The following is a 14,865-nucleotide window of genomic DNA, read 5'->3' as shown; positions in this document are numbered from 1 at the left end:
AAAAAAGACAATAAATCGTTAATATTTAGCCGTAAATTTATGATTATTAAATAGTTAAGGAATAATAAGGCCTTTTTGTTATTCAAATAATCATTGATTCTTTTTTAAGATTTTAGTTTAAAGATCGAAGCCAATTTTACACACTTTTTTCAAAACGATTATAGCTCAAGCATTCATCGGTTGACAGTTTGAAAGCCATTGGTATAAATTATCAATACGGGCCAATCAAAATTTGAGTAAATATGAAACGGTATATTTCAATTATATCCATCATTTTTCTTTTAACCTCAGGAACTATTATTTTTGAGATTAGTCTTTCCCGACTGTTCTCTTATATGTTGAGTTATCATTTTGTGCTTATTATTATTGCCTTTTCCATTTTAGGACTTGGGATAGGACAAATGTGGTATTCAAAAAGTTCAGATAAAGTTGGAGAATCAATCAATAATTGGTTTGCCTTTGTGCCCGGTAGTTTATTGTTCAGCTATCTCACACTACTGGTTCTTCCCAGGCTTGGTATTTTTTCAAATGCCAATGCCGGCCTACTTTTTTTTATAATTTTATCAACACTTCCTTTCATTTTTATAGGTTTCATATATGCCCATCTATTTCAAAACAACAAAAAGCATATTGCTCTTTTATATGGTTTTGATTTGTTAGGAGCTGCCTTGGGAGCTCTACTTTCTGTCCTGTTATTGAATTCATTAAACCTTGGGTTTGTAATAGGTATTGCTGCCTCAATTATGGTATTGGCATTTGTCATTCATATTTTATCCTATAAGCAAGGTTTTTCAAAGATTGGCATTGCAGCCATCGCTTTCCTATTATTGATTTTATTTATTGGAGGAGAAAAAGTTTTGTCCAACGTACCCATTGCTGATGACCCATCAAAAGATATGTTAAGGCTAATGAAAAGTCCTGGCGTAGAAACTAAAATCCTGGCAAGTCAATGGAGTGCTTTTGGCAAGACAGATTTGGTTCAATTTACTTACCAGGATAAATCTGAATCTGAAGTCTTATTCATAGATGGAGCAGCAGGAACAAGCGTAATCAACATTGATGAATTATTAAGTGATACCACTAAATTACTGAATGAGTTAGGTGGATTTCCTGCTTTTTTTTCGCTGAATTATCTAGAAGAAAATGAAAAAGATACTGCATTGATAATTGGCCCTGGCGGAGGGATAGATATTGCTGCTTCATGGATTGCCGGATTTAAATTTATTAAGGCGGTAGAAGTGAATCCATCCTTTGTTGAATTAATGGAAAATTTCAATCAGCCGACGTTTGGAGGAAAGGATAATATTGAGATTTTTCTTAACGAAGGCAGGAATTTTGTCAAAGAGGGTAATAGTAAATATGATGCCATCTTACTCACAATTCCCATCACAAAAGGAGGACGTGGTGCTGACTTTTACGGCCTGACAGAGAATTACCTTTTTACTGTTGAAGCACTTAATGACTATCTGGAATCGTTGACCGAAGAAGGGATAATTTTCTTCACGATGCACGGGAAAAGTGAAGCTTATAAAATGCTGGCCAATTATTTGGAATTACAAACCAGCAAAGGAATTTCAACTGATGAAGCCTTAAAGAGCGTTTACCTTATTTCCAATGGTATGAACCCGGTAATGGCCATTCGAAAAAATGTTTTCACCCCTGAAAGGATCGAAGAAATCCATGCCGCCGCTCATCATCATCAAATGGACGGGGATATATTTTTCTTTCCTTATATCGATCAGATTAATGGCAATGAAACAAGTTCAAAAGATATCAATAATACCTGGTACATGTTTGACAACCTGTTATATGATATTTCCAAGGGAAAATATGCCTATAGCAAAATTTGGGAAGCTTCCATGCACAACCTTAGCCCTTCCTATGACAACACGCCTTTCTTTTTCAATTATACTCGAGGTATTCCGGAAGCCTTATCCATTCCACTCTGGCTGGGTTTTGCGATCATTGCCTGGGTTCTATACAAAATAATTATAGGCTGGAAAGTGGTTTCCATCAATAGTGATGATAAAACTAAAAAGTTAAATAGTTTTGGGTACCTGACCTTCATGGTAATGATACTTGGTTTTTCTTACTTTTTTGTCCAGGCCTATTTATTTCAAATTTTAAACTTAAGGCTTTCAAACCCAACACAATCATTTTCCTTATTGTTATTTGCATTTTTGCTTGGCAACGGGCTGGGAAGTTTATTAACCAGTTTTTTCAAAACCTCTCTGCCAAAGGCTTTGATGATAGCAACATCCGCAATTATTGTTGCCAGTTTGATTACGGTATTTATTTTGCTTTCCATTTCAAAATCTCATTTGTCAGGAATGGAAATAGCGCTGCTTCTACTTTTGCCATCCTTTTTTATTGGGATGCCCTTTCCAATAATCCTTAAAATGGGTATCACATACCAAGATAAAAAGGCAATTCCTATTTTATTGGGAGTTTCGAGTATGGCAGGCGTTGCTGCGTCTGTATTTGCTATTGTAATCGCTATTTCCATTGGCTACAAAATGGTGTTTCTATTGGGACTTATTGGGTATGGGCTGCTTATTTTACTGGTAATTGGGTACAAGATGATTTTTAAAACATAATAAAAACATTGAATCATGAAAAAGACTATTATTTTTTTTCTCGTAGTATTTACTTTTTTCTTGTCGAGCTGTGATCAACAAACTGACGTCAACTCCCTACTTGAAATTACAGAAACTAAAGACCAATTATTTGGTGCTATTTTGGAAGACCATGAAATGATGACCGAATTTATGAACAGAATGAAGTCGAACGATCATGCGATGATGATGATGAAAGGCAACGATGAAATGATGGGAATGATGATGGGAGATGGTACCATGATGAAAATGATGAAGGACAAACCGGCAATGATGAACAACATGATGAGTGATATGATGAAGGATGGGAAAATGATGGAGCAAATGATGAAAATGATGAACCAGGAAGAAATGATGAGCGATGAATGTATGGAATCATGCATGAAAATGATGACGGATAAGGGAATGAAAATGGATATGAATAAAGATTAGGATAGTGAAATGAAAAAAAAGGCAGGCCATCACGATGTTCAGCACGGGTCTGTTCAAAGTTCCAGGTTCAAAGTTCAAATTGTTATTGATTATCAAGGATTTAGAAGCTCACAGGCACAGTTAATTGAACACTTTCTTCAGCACTAAAAATCATGCAACCATGTATTCACCGCTTTTAAGTCACGAATATTTTCAAACGCCGGAGGGAAAGGAAAATCTCTTCCAGGTTCTGGAAAACGACGAACAATTATTTAATGAAACGCTGGAAGTGATGTTGACTTTGATCATTTCAGATCCAAAATTAACATTTGATGTGGCTGACTTGATAGAGTCAGATTACAGAAATCTTTATCTGGTTATTATGAAAAAAGTACTTGGAAAAGAAAATGAAAAAGGAATTAAAGGGTGCTGCAAAGAAATTTAATTCAACTTAAGTTTATACACAATAAATTTATTCAAAAATACCACTTATCATGAAAGAAATCAAAGCATTTATAAGGCACATAAAAGTACCTGAGGTATGCAAAGCTTTAAGAACCAATGGTTTTTGTTGCATGACTTTAACGGAAAGTGAAGGAACAGGAATGTATACTGATCCCGATGTAGATTTTCCTAGTTTCAAATTCCCTTTTATGCACAGTAAAGTTGTAAAGATCGAAATAGTCTGCCCTGAAAATGACGCCGAACAAATAATAAAAATTATTCAAAAATATGGTAAAACAGGACGATCAGGCGATGGAATTATATACACAGTTGATGTGGGGGAATTATACAAAGTTCGGAATGGAAAAAAAGGAGAAGAAGCCTATTAATTTTCTACAATAATATCAATATGATTCGAATACTAATTTTACAGTGGTTTAAATGGCAGGCTGCAAGCGCTGCTCAAAAAGTGTTAATTAGTCAATATAATTTTAAAGAAATTCAGGAAATACTGGATGGCTATTGGCAAAGGTATTTACAATTTAAAAAAGAAGTGCCTAAAATGCCGACCCTGGGAGGAGCAATCATGGTACACCTTGCTGCTATGTCCAGAGGCTTTTATGTGGAAGTCACAGCAAGAGGTCAAAATGAAAAAGTTGCAACCCAGTTGTTTTATGATATTGCATGGCAGGTTTACAAAAAAATGGGGAAATTTTCATGGTGGATAGCTAAGGGAGGAAATCGAAGTGGTTATGACAGGGTACTAAAAGCTACCCAATTGTTCAGGTTTTTTCCATTTAATAGCCCTTCTTATCATTGGGAAGAAGTTCAGACAGATTACTCAATGGTTGGGTTTAATTGTACAAAATGCCCGGTAGCAGATTATTTTAAAGCACATAAACTTTCATCCTTTTGTTCAAATACCTGGTGTGCCCTTGATTTTCCTTTAGCTCAATTATGGAATTCCGAATTAGAAAGAACAGGAAGTATAGCAGAAGGATTTGATAAATGTGATTTTAGATGGAAGGTAAATGATGCTGATTTGAAAAAAAAATAATGATAATGAAAAACATCCTCATCACAACAGATTTTTCAGCATGCGCCAATGCTGCAGCGGAATATGGGATACAGCTTGGTCAAATGTCTGGGGCGAAAATTAATTTTTTTCATTTGCTTGAAACTCATGTAGATTGGGTAAAGTTGCCAAAGGAGAAAGAAAAATTATATCCGGATACACTTCGTGCTATTAGTTTCGCTAGTTCCAATTTAGTGCAATGGGTTGATAAAGCCAAAAACAGCAATGTAAGAGCCAAAAATTCTTTGGTTTATGTCCCAAAATGGGAAGAATTATTCTTACATATTAAAGATCGGAATCACGATTTTTTAGTCATGGGGTCGAATGGTTCAAAAGGATTGTTAAAAAAAATTATTGGGAGCAATGCCCAATTTATTCTAAGAAATGCAACTGTACCTGTCTTAATAATTAAAAAACCTATTAAGACTCCTGTAAAAAACATCGTTTTTGTTTCAGACTTTAGAGATGTGTCCAGAGCTTCGTTTCATACATTAACAGATTTTGCTGATGTGCTTGAAGCGCACATTGATCTACTTTTTATCAATACTCCTGGTCAATTTGAGGAATCTGCTGAGACTTCTCAAAATATGGATCGAGTTATGACACACTGTAATCGAGAAGATAGCTGTTCCAGGAACGTTATCAATGCCACATCCATCGAGGAAGGGATAAAAGAATTTACAGTTAAAAAATCAATGGATTTGATCGCGATTTGTACTCACGGAAAAAGTGGCCTACAACGATTGTTCTCATCTGGCATCGCTGAAAAGGTAGCCAATCAATCGATCCTGCCAGTATTGAGTATAAAATTATAGTTTTTTTTAAAAGGGATATTCTCAAACAAATATTCACAGAAATATTCTCTTGATTAATATATCTGGAAAGGAATAAATAGGCGTGGGCCTACACTTTCGTATCAGTTTACACTCAAAAATATATCATGATGTATAAAAAAAAATCTTCTTACAAGTTCCGAAAAGGAATATTTACACTTATTGTTTTAATGATTGCTCTCACCGTTCCAATCGAAGAGACATTTGGGCAATCATCCTGGACCGCACCGAAAAGCGCAAATAGTTTAAAAAATCCACTAAAGGCCGATAAAACTGCAACGGATTCAGGGAAATCGCTCTACAAACTTTACTGTGCCATTTGCCATGGAGACAAAGGTAAAGGGGATGGTATGGCAGGCATGAGTTTAAAACCTCGGCCAGCCAATTTTACAAAAGAAGCTTTTTTTAAACAATCGGATGGTGCAATCTATTGGAAATTAACCGAAGGGAAAGCGCCAATGGCATCATATAAAACTGTTTTAACAGAAGAGCAGCGATGGCAATTGGTAAATTATATTACCACTCTGAAAAAATGATATTTTATAACCAATTCATAACAAATTGTGAATAAAAAAAGATTCAATTATGAAAGTACGTTTAATATTATTCTCTCTGGTTTCATTGGTATTTGGTTTTACTGCAAATGTACAGGCTCAGGAAATAGATACTATAGGGCAGATACAAGCGTTATCACAGAAAATTGATTCCTACAGGCCAGGGACAAGCGGTTTTTTACTACGAGGTTACGCCCATTCCGGGTTACAGGTTACTGAAGAAAAATTCAGTTTTGTTGGAGGGTCTTTCAATCCACTTTTTATCTATAAACAATCTGACAAACTGCTTTTTGAAAGTGAATTGGAGTTGGAACTTGTAGGAGGGGAAGTCGAATTTGGTGTGGAATATGCAAACATGTCTTATATTCTCAATAAAAGCCTTACAGTTAGAGCTGGTAAATTTCTGGTTCCTTTTGGGATTTTTGTACCCAATTTACATCCCGCCTGGATTAATAAATTTCCTGGCGGTCCATTGGGTGCCGGTCATGATGGGATAATTCCCACAAATGATATTGGGATTGAGTTAAGAGGTGGCTCCTACCTTGGAAATTTAAAGCTAAATTATTCTATATATGCAGTGAATGGTTCTCAACTAAATGATGGAGTGGAAGAGCCTGAAGAAGCTGGAGTCTTACATCATGCTATTTTCCCTGATAATAATAAAGGAAAAACTATTGGCGGTAGATTGGGAATATTCCCCATGTCAAACTCCAGCTTAGAATTGGGGTTTTCAGGTATGTATGGAAAAGTAGGTGCAGCAGGGACCAAACTTGAGGACGTAAATGCACTGCACTTCGCCTTCGATATGTCTTATGTTACGATGATTTCATCTCTGAGCAGTGTCCTTGATTTTAAGGCTCAATATAGCTCGGTTAAAGTGGATGATGCAGAATATCCGGATCACGAAAATCCTGGAGAATTTATCACTTTTGACAACTCCAGTTCAACCTGGTTTGCTCAACTTTCTTTGCGCCCTGCCCTGGTAGATAATAATTTTATTAGAAATATTGAATTTGCAGGCCGCTATTCAACTTTAATAACACCTGAAGGATCCGAGTGGGAAGTAGATCAAACCCAATTGGATTTAGGTATTAATTATTGGTTTGATTGGCGCACAGTACTCAAATTTAGCTATAGAATAAGTGGTTCAGCGGAAGCTGCGCATGACGAACCAGATGTGCCGGACGTACACGGGGAGGAAGTCACTGGTAATGTCTTCTTTATTCATTGGGCTATAGGGTTTTAATTTTCACATAAATAAACTAATCATGAAAAAAATATCATTCTTAATATTTGTTTTGGCAATGTTCACAATTGGATTTTTTATAAATAGCTGCTCTTCCACTAGTCAATTGTCAGCAGCTAAATCCGGAGCTCAATTATGGGGAGAAAATTGCCTCCGTTGTCACAATGCACCTTCTCCGGAGACATTCAGCGATACGGAGTGGGATATAGCTGTTTTGCATATGAGAATAAGAGCTAACTTAACGGAAGATGAAGCACTTAAAATTGTGGACTTTTTGAAAACAGCAAATTAGATGGTTCCAAACACATTTTCTATAAACACATTTTTTTAATAAACTATTTTAATTATGAATTTTAAATATTTGATTCCCGTTTTGGGATTATTATTCCTTATGGCTTGCAACAAAAACAAAGATAGTCTTTCCGAAGCAGACTTGATTGCTCTTGAAAGTATGGAGGAAGCTTATGAAAAAGCAGTACAATATAATGAGTCCCTGGTGCTCTGCTCCGATGTGGCAACAGCTTGTGATTCAATAACTATCGCTCAATATGATGAGTTATATCATCAGTTTGATTCTATGTTTGATTATCACCATGAAAATTATAGCCATGGAAATGATTTTGATGATCATCGTCACGAAGGAGGTTCAATGATCAACATGAACAATAATTGTTGTGATCATGGTGACGAACATGGATATGATCATAATACAGAGACGAATGAGTGGATGGAAGAATTAAGATTATTACATGAACCTGTGCATCCGGAATAAGTGGTAGCCTTGTGAAGTGGATCTCAGTAGACGAGTGAAAAGATTCACGATTTGATTTATTTAGCAGCAACTTTCATTACCTGACTTGGCTTATTTTTTTTTTGATAATTCAGGTGTGAAGTTGTTGTTTTTTAAAAAATATATCCTGCTTAATAATGGAAAGACAAATTGATGTGAGTGATAAAATTAAAAGTTTGCTTAAGCGCAAAATTATTATTTCACATCTTATAATCGGTATTGCTATTTTTTACTTCATCATTCATCCATTAACTATGGTTATTTACTGGTTCGAATTTAGCAATACAACATTTAGTTTCGCTTTATTATGGGAAGTAATGGGCAGAAGAATTCAGGATTCATTTTCTCTTCATATGATGGGAATGTCAACGACTTTTATAGTAATCGGTGGCTTGGTTGGACTTGGGTCAGGCATTTATTATAAAATGATTTTAAAAAAGAATAAAACACTTAAAGCTCAGGAAGCCCAATTAGGTAAAAATATTCAACTATTAATTGCCGAGGGAGAAAGTGAAAAAGTTGAATTTAAATCTTCCCTCAGATTCGACTACAATAATAATACGGTTAACAAAACGCTGGAAAAAGTTTTCCTGAAAACTATTGCTGGTTTTTTAAATGCCAGAGGTGGAACTTTATTACTTGGCGTTGATGACGATGGTGGAATTTTGGGGCTAGAACAAGATTATCATTCATTGAAAAAGAAAAATCGTGATGGCTTCGAGCTAAAATTAATGCAATTAATTTCTGCTCATCTGGGAACAGAAAATTGTGCATTAGTTCGCATATTATTTTACAATATTGATGGAAAGGATATCTGTAGCCTTGAAATAAACGAGTCTTTTTCACCTGTTTATGTCAACCTTGATGGGAAAACCATTTTTTATTTAAGAGCGGGGAATTCAACTAAACAACTTACGGTAAAAGAAGCTGTCAATTACCTCAATCTTAAAAAAGAGCATTAAGGAGCTAGTGGTTGCTAAATATAAGCTAAAGAAAGCAATCCAAGAGCTAGGGCCAAGTGGTTATCCTTTTGAAAAAACCTTGGAGGAATTTTGAAACACCAGGGATTTCACGTTCGCGTTGGAGTAATGGTTCAGGGGACCGAGTTAATCATGTAGATATTTTAAATTAAAATTCTTTACTTCTTTAAAATCAGGAATAATGAAAAATCTATTGTTATCATCCATAATACTTCTTTTTTGCACGTCCGTAATATATTCTCAAGACGAAATTTATTTCACACAACATGCCACCCTCCTTGTTAATGGAAGTTATGAAGAGCAGCCAATAAAATTGCAGACCAATAATCTTTCTATAAAGTTGGATTATGAGACCACTGAAATTATAATTCGATTCAAACTGGGTACATTAGAAACAACCATTGATACTTTAAATCAAATGTTGAGGAATAACACGGATGAAATAGTTTTTAAAGGAAAGTTGGATTTAGAATTTATCAATACAAAAAAACATCCCCCTTTAAATTTTGGCTTTCAGGGGTGGTTAGAAATGTCAAATCAAAAAAAACTTATTGAGGGAAAAGGAGAACTACACCACATTGGAGATTCTGATCAAATTGCATGTATGTTAGGTTTGGTCCTAAACTTAAATCTTAAGGAGTTGGATCTTGAATTGCCTATTAATTTTAAAGAAGACTTTGAAGTAATTGTTACAAATGCAATACTCCAGACGGATAAATTTTGAACTACAGGTAAAATTATGAAGTCAGCTGATAATAATAAAATCCGATTCCAGGTAATAGATGAAAAGGAATACTTTTTTCAAATGTTAGAAAACGACAGTGTGTTTTTCAAAGAAGCTATTGAAGCAATGTTGACCCTGGCCATTTCTGACCCTAAACTCACAAATCAGGTAGCAAATCTGATAGAATCTGATTATAGGGATCTGTACCTCGCAATACAAAAAGAAGGTGTACAATCTCAAAAAAATGAACTGCCTGGATGCTGTCAAACTTCAAAAAATAAAAAATAAATTCTAAATAAATGAAAGAATTAATAAATTTTTAAACAGATGAAAAAGATAAAAGTAGCCGTCAATGGATACGGCGTAATTGGAAAGCGAGTAGCAGATGCTGTAGCATTACAAACTGATATGGAGCTGATAGGTATTTGTGATGTAGCGACAGATTGGCGAATTAAAGTAGCTGGAATCAAAGAAATTCCAATCTATGGTTTTGACCAGTCGACAGTTGAAAAGATGAATGCCGCTGGAATAGAAACACATGGGACATTGGATGAACTTCTTACTAAAGTTGATATAGTCGTGGACTGTGCACCCAAAAAATTCGGCGCACAAAATGCAGAGCGTTACCGACAAGCCAATGTGAAATACATTGTACAAGGAGGAGAAAAACATGAAACCACAGGACTTTCTTTTGTAGCAGAATCCAATTATGAAAAAGCCATTGGAAAGGAAGCCGTAAGAGTGGTCTCTTGTAATACGACCTCAATCGTTCGAACTTTAACTGCTTTAAAAAATGCTGGCTTACTCAAAAATGCCAGAGGCACACTTTTACGTCGAGCAACTGACCCTTGGGAAAGTCATCTGAATGGAATCATGAATACGCTTGTACCTGAAAAAGAAATTCCTAGTCACCAAGGACCCGATGCTAAAAGTGTTGACCCAGAACTAGATGTAATAACTGCTGCTGTAAAAGTTCCAGAAACACTTAGTCATTTACATTATTGGACAGTTCGACTGACTAGGGAGGCATCCAAAGAAGAAGTATTGAAAGCATTACGAACCTCTTCTCGAATTGCATTTATCCAATACGATGAAGGGCTTTCTGCCAATAATGCGGTGAAAGAATTGATGCTTGACCTAGGCCGACCACATGGTGACATGTACGAAGTCGCTATTTGGGAAGATATGCTAAAAGTAGAAGGTGATGAATTATACTACGCCTACTTAGTGGATAACCAAGCCATTGTGATTCCTGAAACCATTGATGCTATTCGGGCATTGACAGGAATTGAATTGGATGTGAAAAAGTCGACCTCTCAAACCAATGCCTCTTTAGGAATTAGAGGGAGTTTCTTTTTGAAATCAACAAAAGTAGAAAAATGAAACCAATAACCATCATTAAAGCTAATGGCGAGAAAGTACCTTTTGAAATTGATAAATTAAAAAATTCGTTGAAAAGCTCGGGTGCATCTGAGGAAATCACTCAAAATATCGCTTTGAAAATTTCAAAGACATTATATGAAGGGATGCACACCAAGGAAATCTACAAAAAAGCCTTTTCAATGTTACGAAAAACGCCTAGTCCTACAGCAGCGAAGTACAAACTGAAAAAAGCCATCATGCAATTGGGGCCTACTGGATTTCCTTTTGAAAGATACATTGCTGAAATTTTGAAATATGAAGGTTTCAATGTTAAAGTTGGACAAATAGTAAAAGGGCATTGTGTCCAACACGAGGTAGATGTTATCGCAGAAAAAGACAATCAGCATTTTATGATTGAATGCAAATTCCACAGCGATAGTAGCCGAAATTGCAATGTTAAAATTCCTCTATATATCCAATCCCGTTTTTTGGATATAGAAAAACAATGGAAGAAAAAAACTGGACACGACACAAAATTCCATCAAGGCTGGGTAGCGACCAATACTCGATTTACAACTGATGCTATCCAATATGGAACTTGCATAGGATTGTATTTATTGGGTTGGAATCATCCGAAAAAAGGAAGCCTTAAAGAACGAATTGATGCTTCGGGCTTACATCCGGTTACCTGTTTGACAACTTTGACCAAAAGAGAAAAACAATTATTGTTGGAAAAAATGATAGTCCTCTGTAAAGATATTAGTAAGGATGAAAAAATATTATTGAGTATTGGCTTACAAGAAACGAGAATAAAAAAAGTATTGGCGGAAGCCAAAGCACTCTGTGAAATTTAAAAACAATGAAATTCTTTTCCCATTCAGAAAACAGGTTGTTAATCAAATTCAAATGTTTAAACACCTAGAAAAATGTTAACCTATATTTTAATAATCATATTACTATTTCTAGCAGCAGTCGCACTCCGTGGATACCTCCACGGAATCATGTCGCCTACTTATGATTTTGAAAAAATGATACTCAACTATGAGCGAATTGGAAACGGTACAAGAAAAATAATTCTTCTACACGGTTTGACTGGTTCTTTAAAATATTGGAAAGGAGGATTAGGAGATTTACCAAAATCAAATTCTTTTTTGTTGATTGACCTTTTAGGGTTTGGTGATTCTCCCAAACCTAAAAGCAAATATGACATTGAAGAACATTTGATGGCAATAGGAAAGGTAATTAAAAAGGAAGGATTTGATTCTGGCAATTGTATGGTTATTGGACATTCGTTAGGGGCAATATTGAGTATGGGACTTGTTGGGAAATATCCTGATTGGTTAGAGGGTTTAGCCCTTATTGGGCTTCCCAATTATAATGGAAAAGAGGCCATCAAGAATAGATTTAGTAAGTCTTCTTTATGGGACAGCATCAGTGTAGATTCAAGATATAAGTTTGTGTGTTTTTTTCATCCTCTTTATATAACCGATTTTTTCCGACCTAAAAATATTCCTATGGATATTTTTAGAGATGTTGGTAAGCACACTTGGATAAGTTATTATCGCACTTTAGATGAGGTGATAATAAATACTGACTTAGTTCAATTGGCTTCCAAAATTAAGAATAAGAAAATTTTATTTATTCATGGTGAAAATGATTCAGCAGCTCCTATTGAAAATATGGAAGAATTGCTTCCTATTTTCAATTATGCAAAATATGTAGGGTTACCTGAAGCTGATCATCAGGTTTATCTAGCAGAACCATCGAAAGTCTGGTCTTTGATACAAGATTTTTTTGGACAGGATGAAGGAGTATCTGAAAGTACTCAAATAGTCAAAAAGAAATCTAAGTAGAATGAAAATTCAACTACATAGGAAAAGGACTTTGATTGAATGGTTGCTGCATACGCTTCATAATCTATTGTAGCATTAATTTCTTAAAAAATTAAAATCAATAAAATGACAGTCAACAATAAAATTATCGAATTACTTGGAAATGATGCTGAAAAATTATTGAGTCATCAATGTAAATTAATACCGAATGAATCGTTAGAACTTCCTTCTTCAGATTTTTTAGACAAAGTATTTATCAATAGTAATCGTAGTCCTCAAGTCTTGAGAAGCCTAACACAGCTTTTTGAAAATGGAAATTTAGGGGGTACAGGTTATTTAAGTATTCTTCCGGTTGATCAAGGAGTTGAGCATAGCGCAGCATTTTCATTTTATAAAAATCCAATTTATTTCAAACCTGAAAACATAATCCATTTGGCAATTGAAGCAGGGTGCAATGCGGTAGCTTCCACCTTTGGAGTGCTAGCACTTAATAGCAGAAAGTACGCTCATAAAATTCCTTTCATTGTAAAAATTAATCATAATGAATTGATGACTTATCCAAATAAATATGACCAAATACTTTTTGGCAATGTTCGGGAAGCATGGAATTTAGGAGCTGTAGCTGTTGGTGCCACTATCTATTTTGGCTCAAAAGAAAGCAATAGACAACTACAAGAAATTGCTCAAGCATTTTCCCAAGCTCACGAATTGGGAATGGCAACCATTCTTTGGTGTTATACGCGTAACGATAATTTTAAAACCAAAGAACAAGATTATCATGCATCCGCAGATTTGACGGGGCAAGCTAATCATCTTGGCGTGACCATTCAAGCAGATATTATCAAGCAAAAATTACCAGTCAACAATTATGGTTTTAGGGATATTCAATTCGGAAAATATAATGAAGAAATGTATCAAGCTCTTTCTTCCGACCATCCAATTGACCTCTGCCGATTTCAGGTAGCTAATTGCTATATGGGACAGATTGGTTTGATAAATTCAGGTGGTGGTTCAAAGGGAGAATCTGATTTGGCGGAAGCAGTAAGAACTGCTGTTATCAACAAACGTGCTGGAGGAATGGGATTGATTCTCGGCAGAAAAGCATTTCAGCAACCCATGAAAAAAGGTGTAGAAATTATCAATAGTGTCCAACAAGTTTACCTGGAAGAAACAATCACTATTGCCTAACTGCAAGTAAAAATGATGAAGAATAATTTAAATGTTTTAAAACTCAAGCACCTCGGCATTAACACTCAAAAATTATGAAAAAGAAAAAACAATAACCTAAAAATGAAAATATTTTTTTCCAAAATATCATTGTTGCCTTTTTTTATTTTTCTGTTCCAATTTGGAAATACAAATCCTTTGCTCGGTCAGGTAGATGACGGAATGTTGATTTTTCAAGTGGATGGCAATCGCTATAAACGAAGTAATTTTAACAAACAAGCAAAGCTCATTAATTACCAAATTATTGAAGTCGGAAAAGTCAAAAAAGAAGGTGAAAAAATAGAAACCAAAATGACAGTTATCACTTATGAACCTGATGGCACATTGAGAGATGCTTCACAAACTAACCTTGTTTGTTCACCCGAGTCGAAACAAGTACTGATGGGAGTTTTCCCTTTTGCTGGCAAAAAATCCAAACGGTCGTTGGTAGTAGATATGGAAGATGGAGCTATAATGTATCCTTCTGGATGGAGGCAGCTTTCCAAATTAAATGACTTCAATTTTAGTCTTAATTTCAAGGACGGTGTGGTTGGTTTTTTCGGAACGAAAAGTAATATATCTATAACAAATAGAAAAGTGATGCCTTTGGAAAACTCTTTTCGTGTGAGTGGAGAAATGTCAATAAGAGCCTACGTGATAGGTATTAAAGTTACCTCAATAGAATATAAATATTTCGAAGAGATAGATATGGAGAAAGGGATAATAAAACAAAAATTTACAGATAAAATTGGAGATTATTTTACCATAGAAATTTTAAAATAAATCAAGACAA

Annotated in this window: 18 protein-coding genes; all 18 read left to right on the top strand. The window is 35.1% G+C overall.

The genetic code is table 11. From position 1 onward, the window contains the following. Positions 1-242: 242 nt before the first annotated feature. The 18 genes from H6571_22085 to H6571_22000 all read left to right on the top strand — a co-directional run bounded on the left by H6571_22085 (position 243) and on the right by H6571_22000 (position 14,855). Positions 243-2,597, top strand: coding sequence for a hypothetical protein (locus tag H6571_22085; protein ID MCB9326444.1), 2,355 nt, complete (start codon positions 243-245; stop codon positions 2,595-2,597). 15 nt (positions 2,598-2,612) lie between these two features. After that, positions 2,613-3,047 (top strand): hypothetical protein, encoded by a 435-nt coding sequence (locus H6571_22080; GenBank protein MCB9326443.1) that lies wholly within the window; start codon positions 2,613-2,615, stop codon positions 3,045-3,047. A 160-nt stretch (positions 3,048-3,207) separates the two neighbouring features. Continuing rightward, positions 3,208-3,471 carry a hypothetical protein gene (locus H6571_22075; protein MCB9326442.1) on the top strand — a complete coding sequence of 88 codons (264 nt, stop codon included), beginning with the start codon at positions 3,208-3,210 and terminating at the stop codon, positions 3,469-3,471. 49 nt (positions 3,472-3,520) lie between these two features. Then, positions 3,521-3,859: a P-II family nitrogen regulator gene (locus tag H6571_22070; GenBank protein MCB9326441.1), complete on the top strand. Its 339-nt coding sequence runs from the start codon at positions 3,521-3,523 to the stop codon at positions 3,857-3,859. Between the two features lie 20 nt (positions 3,860-3,879). Further along, a complete protein-coding gene (locus H6571_22065; protein ID MCB9326440.1) occupies positions 3,880-4,527 on the top strand; it encodes an L-2-amino-thiazoline-4-carboxylic acid hydrolase in 648 nt (215 codons plus the stop codon). Beyond that, entirely contained in the window at positions 4,527-5,360 is an 834-nt protein-coding gene (locus H6571_22060) for a universal stress protein (GenBank protein ID MCB9326439.1), read from the top strand. The genes H6571_22065 and H6571_22060 overlap by 1 nt, the downstream gene beginning before the upstream one ends. A 128-nt stretch (positions 5,361-5,488) precedes the next feature. Continuing rightward, a complete protein-coding gene (locus H6571_22055; GenBank protein ID MCB9326438.1) occupies positions 5,489-5,914 on the top strand; it encodes a cytochrome c in 426 nt (141 codons plus the stop codon). A gap of 49 nt (positions 5,915-5,963) precedes the next feature. Then, the gene (locus H6571_22050) at positions 5,964-7,178 is read left to right on the top strand and encodes a hypothetical protein (protein ID MCB9326437.1); all 1,215 of its coding nucleotides are present in this window, start codon (positions 5,964-5,966) and stop codon (positions 7,176-7,178) included. A 31-nt stretch (positions 7,179-7,209) separates the two neighbouring features. After that, positions 7,210-7,470 (top strand): cytochrome c, encoded by a 261-nt coding sequence (locus tag H6571_22045; GenBank protein MCB9326436.1) that lies wholly within the window; start codon positions 7,210-7,212, stop codon positions 7,468-7,470. Between the two features lie 54 nt (positions 7,471-7,524). Continuing rightward, positions 7,525-7,950 (top strand): hypothetical protein, encoded by a 426-nt coding sequence (locus H6571_22040; GenBank protein MCB9326435.1) that lies wholly within the window; start codon positions 7,525-7,527, stop codon positions 7,948-7,950. Between the two features lie 155 nt (positions 7,951-8,105). Continuing rightward, positions 8,106-8,930, top strand: coding sequence for an ATP-binding protein (locus tag H6571_22035; protein ID MCB9326434.1), 825 nt, complete (start codon positions 8,106-8,108; stop codon positions 8,928-8,930). Positions 8,931-9,129: 199 nt separating this feature from the next. After that, positions 9,130-9,672: a hypothetical protein gene (locus H6571_22030; protein ID MCB9326433.1), complete on the top strand. Its 543-nt coding sequence runs from the start codon at positions 9,130-9,132 to the stop codon at positions 9,670-9,672. Between the two features lie 15 nt (positions 9,673-9,687). Next, positions 9,688-9,960: a hypothetical protein gene (locus H6571_22025; protein MCB9326432.1), complete on the top strand. Its 273-nt coding sequence runs from the start codon at positions 9,688-9,690 to the stop codon at positions 9,958-9,960. A 39-nt stretch (positions 9,961-9,999) separates the two neighbouring features. Beyond that, positions 10,000-11,055 (top strand): type II glyceraldehyde-3-phosphate dehydrogenase, encoded by a 1,056-nt coding sequence (locus tag H6571_22020; GenBank protein ID MCB9326431.1) that lies wholly within the window; start codon positions 10,000-10,002, stop codon positions 11,053-11,055. Further along, positions 11,052-11,888 (top strand): restriction endonuclease, encoded by an 837-nt coding sequence (locus H6571_22015; protein MCB9326430.1) that lies wholly within the window; start codon positions 11,052-11,054, stop codon positions 11,886-11,888. The genes H6571_22020 and H6571_22015 overlap by 4 nt, the downstream gene beginning before the upstream one ends. 72 nt (positions 11,889-11,960) lie before the next feature. Continuing rightward, positions 11,961-12,887, top strand: a complete 927-nt coding sequence (locus tag H6571_22010) for an alpha/beta hydrolase (GenBank protein MCB9326429.1) — start codon at positions 11,961-11,963, stop codon at positions 12,885-12,887. A gap of 105 nt (positions 12,888-12,992) precedes the next feature. Then, positions 12,993-14,054: a class I fructose-bisphosphate aldolase gene (locus tag H6571_22005; GenBank protein MCB9326428.1), complete on the top strand. Its 1,062-nt coding sequence runs from the start codon at positions 12,993-12,995 to the stop codon at positions 14,052-14,054. A 102-nt stretch (positions 14,055-14,156) separates the two neighbouring features. Beyond that, complete coding sequence (locus H6571_22000; GenBank protein ID MCB9326427.1) at positions 14,157-14,855, top strand: hypothetical protein; 699 nt, start codon at positions 14,157-14,159, stop codon at positions 14,853-14,855. Positions 14,856-14,865 lie beyond the last annotated feature (10 nt).

The sequence above is a fragment of the Lewinellaceae bacterium genome (assembly GCA_020636105.1).
Classification (GTDB): domain Bacteria; phylum Bacteroidota; class Bacteroidia; order Chitinophagales; family Saprospiraceae; genus BCD1.
The sequence above is the reverse complement of the archived record's forward strand: the minus strand, read 5'-3'. Positions and strand labels throughout refer to the sequence as shown.

Coding starts and splice junctions, on each gene's coding strand:
- H6571_22085 (MCB9326444.1), top strand. CDS start 243: ATGAAACGGTATATTTCAATTATATCCATCATTTTTCTTTTAACCTCA.
- H6571_22030 (MCB9326433.1), top strand. CDS start 9,130: ATGAAAAATCTATTGTTATCATCCATAATACTTCTTTTTTGCACGTCC.
- H6571_22080 (MCB9326443.1), top strand. CDS start 2,613: ATGAAAAAGACTATTATTTTTTTTCTCGTAGTATTTACTTTTTTCTTG.
- H6571_22050 (MCB9326437.1), top strand. CDS start 5,964: ATGAAAGTACGTTTAATATTATTCTCTCTGGTTTCATTGGTATTTGGT.
- H6571_22015 (MCB9326430.1), top strand. CDS start 11,052: ATGAAACCAATAACCATCATTAAAGCTAATGGCGAGAAAGTACCTTTT.
- H6571_22035 (MCB9326434.1), top strand. CDS start 8,106: ATGGAAAGACAAATTGATGTGAGTGATAAAATTAAAAGTTTGCTTAAG.
- H6571_22075 (MCB9326442.1), top strand. CDS start 3,208: ATGTATTCACCGCTTTTAAGTCACGAATATTTTCAAACGCCGGAGGGA.
- H6571_22040 (MCB9326435.1), top strand. CDS start 7,525: ATGAATTTTAAATATTTGATTCCCGTTTTGGGATTATTATTCCTTATG.
- H6571_22020 (MCB9326431.1), top strand. CDS start 10,000: ATGAAAAAGATAAAAGTAGCCGTCAATGGATACGGCGTAATTGGAAAG.
- H6571_22005 (MCB9326428.1), top strand. CDS start 12,993: ATGACAGTCAACAATAAAATTATCGAATTACTTGGAAATGATGCTGAA.
- H6571_22055 (MCB9326438.1), top strand. CDS start 5,489: ATGTATAAAAAAAAATCTTCTTACAAGTTCCGAAAAGGAATATTTACA.
- H6571_22065 (MCB9326440.1), top strand. CDS start 3,880: ATGATTCGAATACTAATTTTACAGTGGTTTAAATGGCAGGCTGCAAGC.
- H6571_22025 (MCB9326432.1), top strand. CDS start 9,688: ATGAAGTCAGCTGATAATAATAAAATCCGATTCCAGGTAATAGATGAA.
- H6571_22060 (MCB9326439.1), top strand. CDS start 4,527: ATGATAATGAAAAACATCCTCATCACAACAGATTTTTCAGCATGCGCC.
- H6571_22010 (MCB9326429.1), top strand. CDS start 11,961: ATGTTAACCTATATTTTAATAATCATATTACTATTTCTAGCAGCAGTC.
- H6571_22070 (MCB9326441.1), top strand. CDS start 3,521: ATGAAAGAAATCAAAGCATTTATAAGGCACATAAAAGTACCTGAGGTA.
- H6571_22000 (MCB9326427.1), top strand. CDS start 14,157: ATGAAAATATTTTTTTCCAAAATATCATTGTTGCCTTTTTTTATTTTT.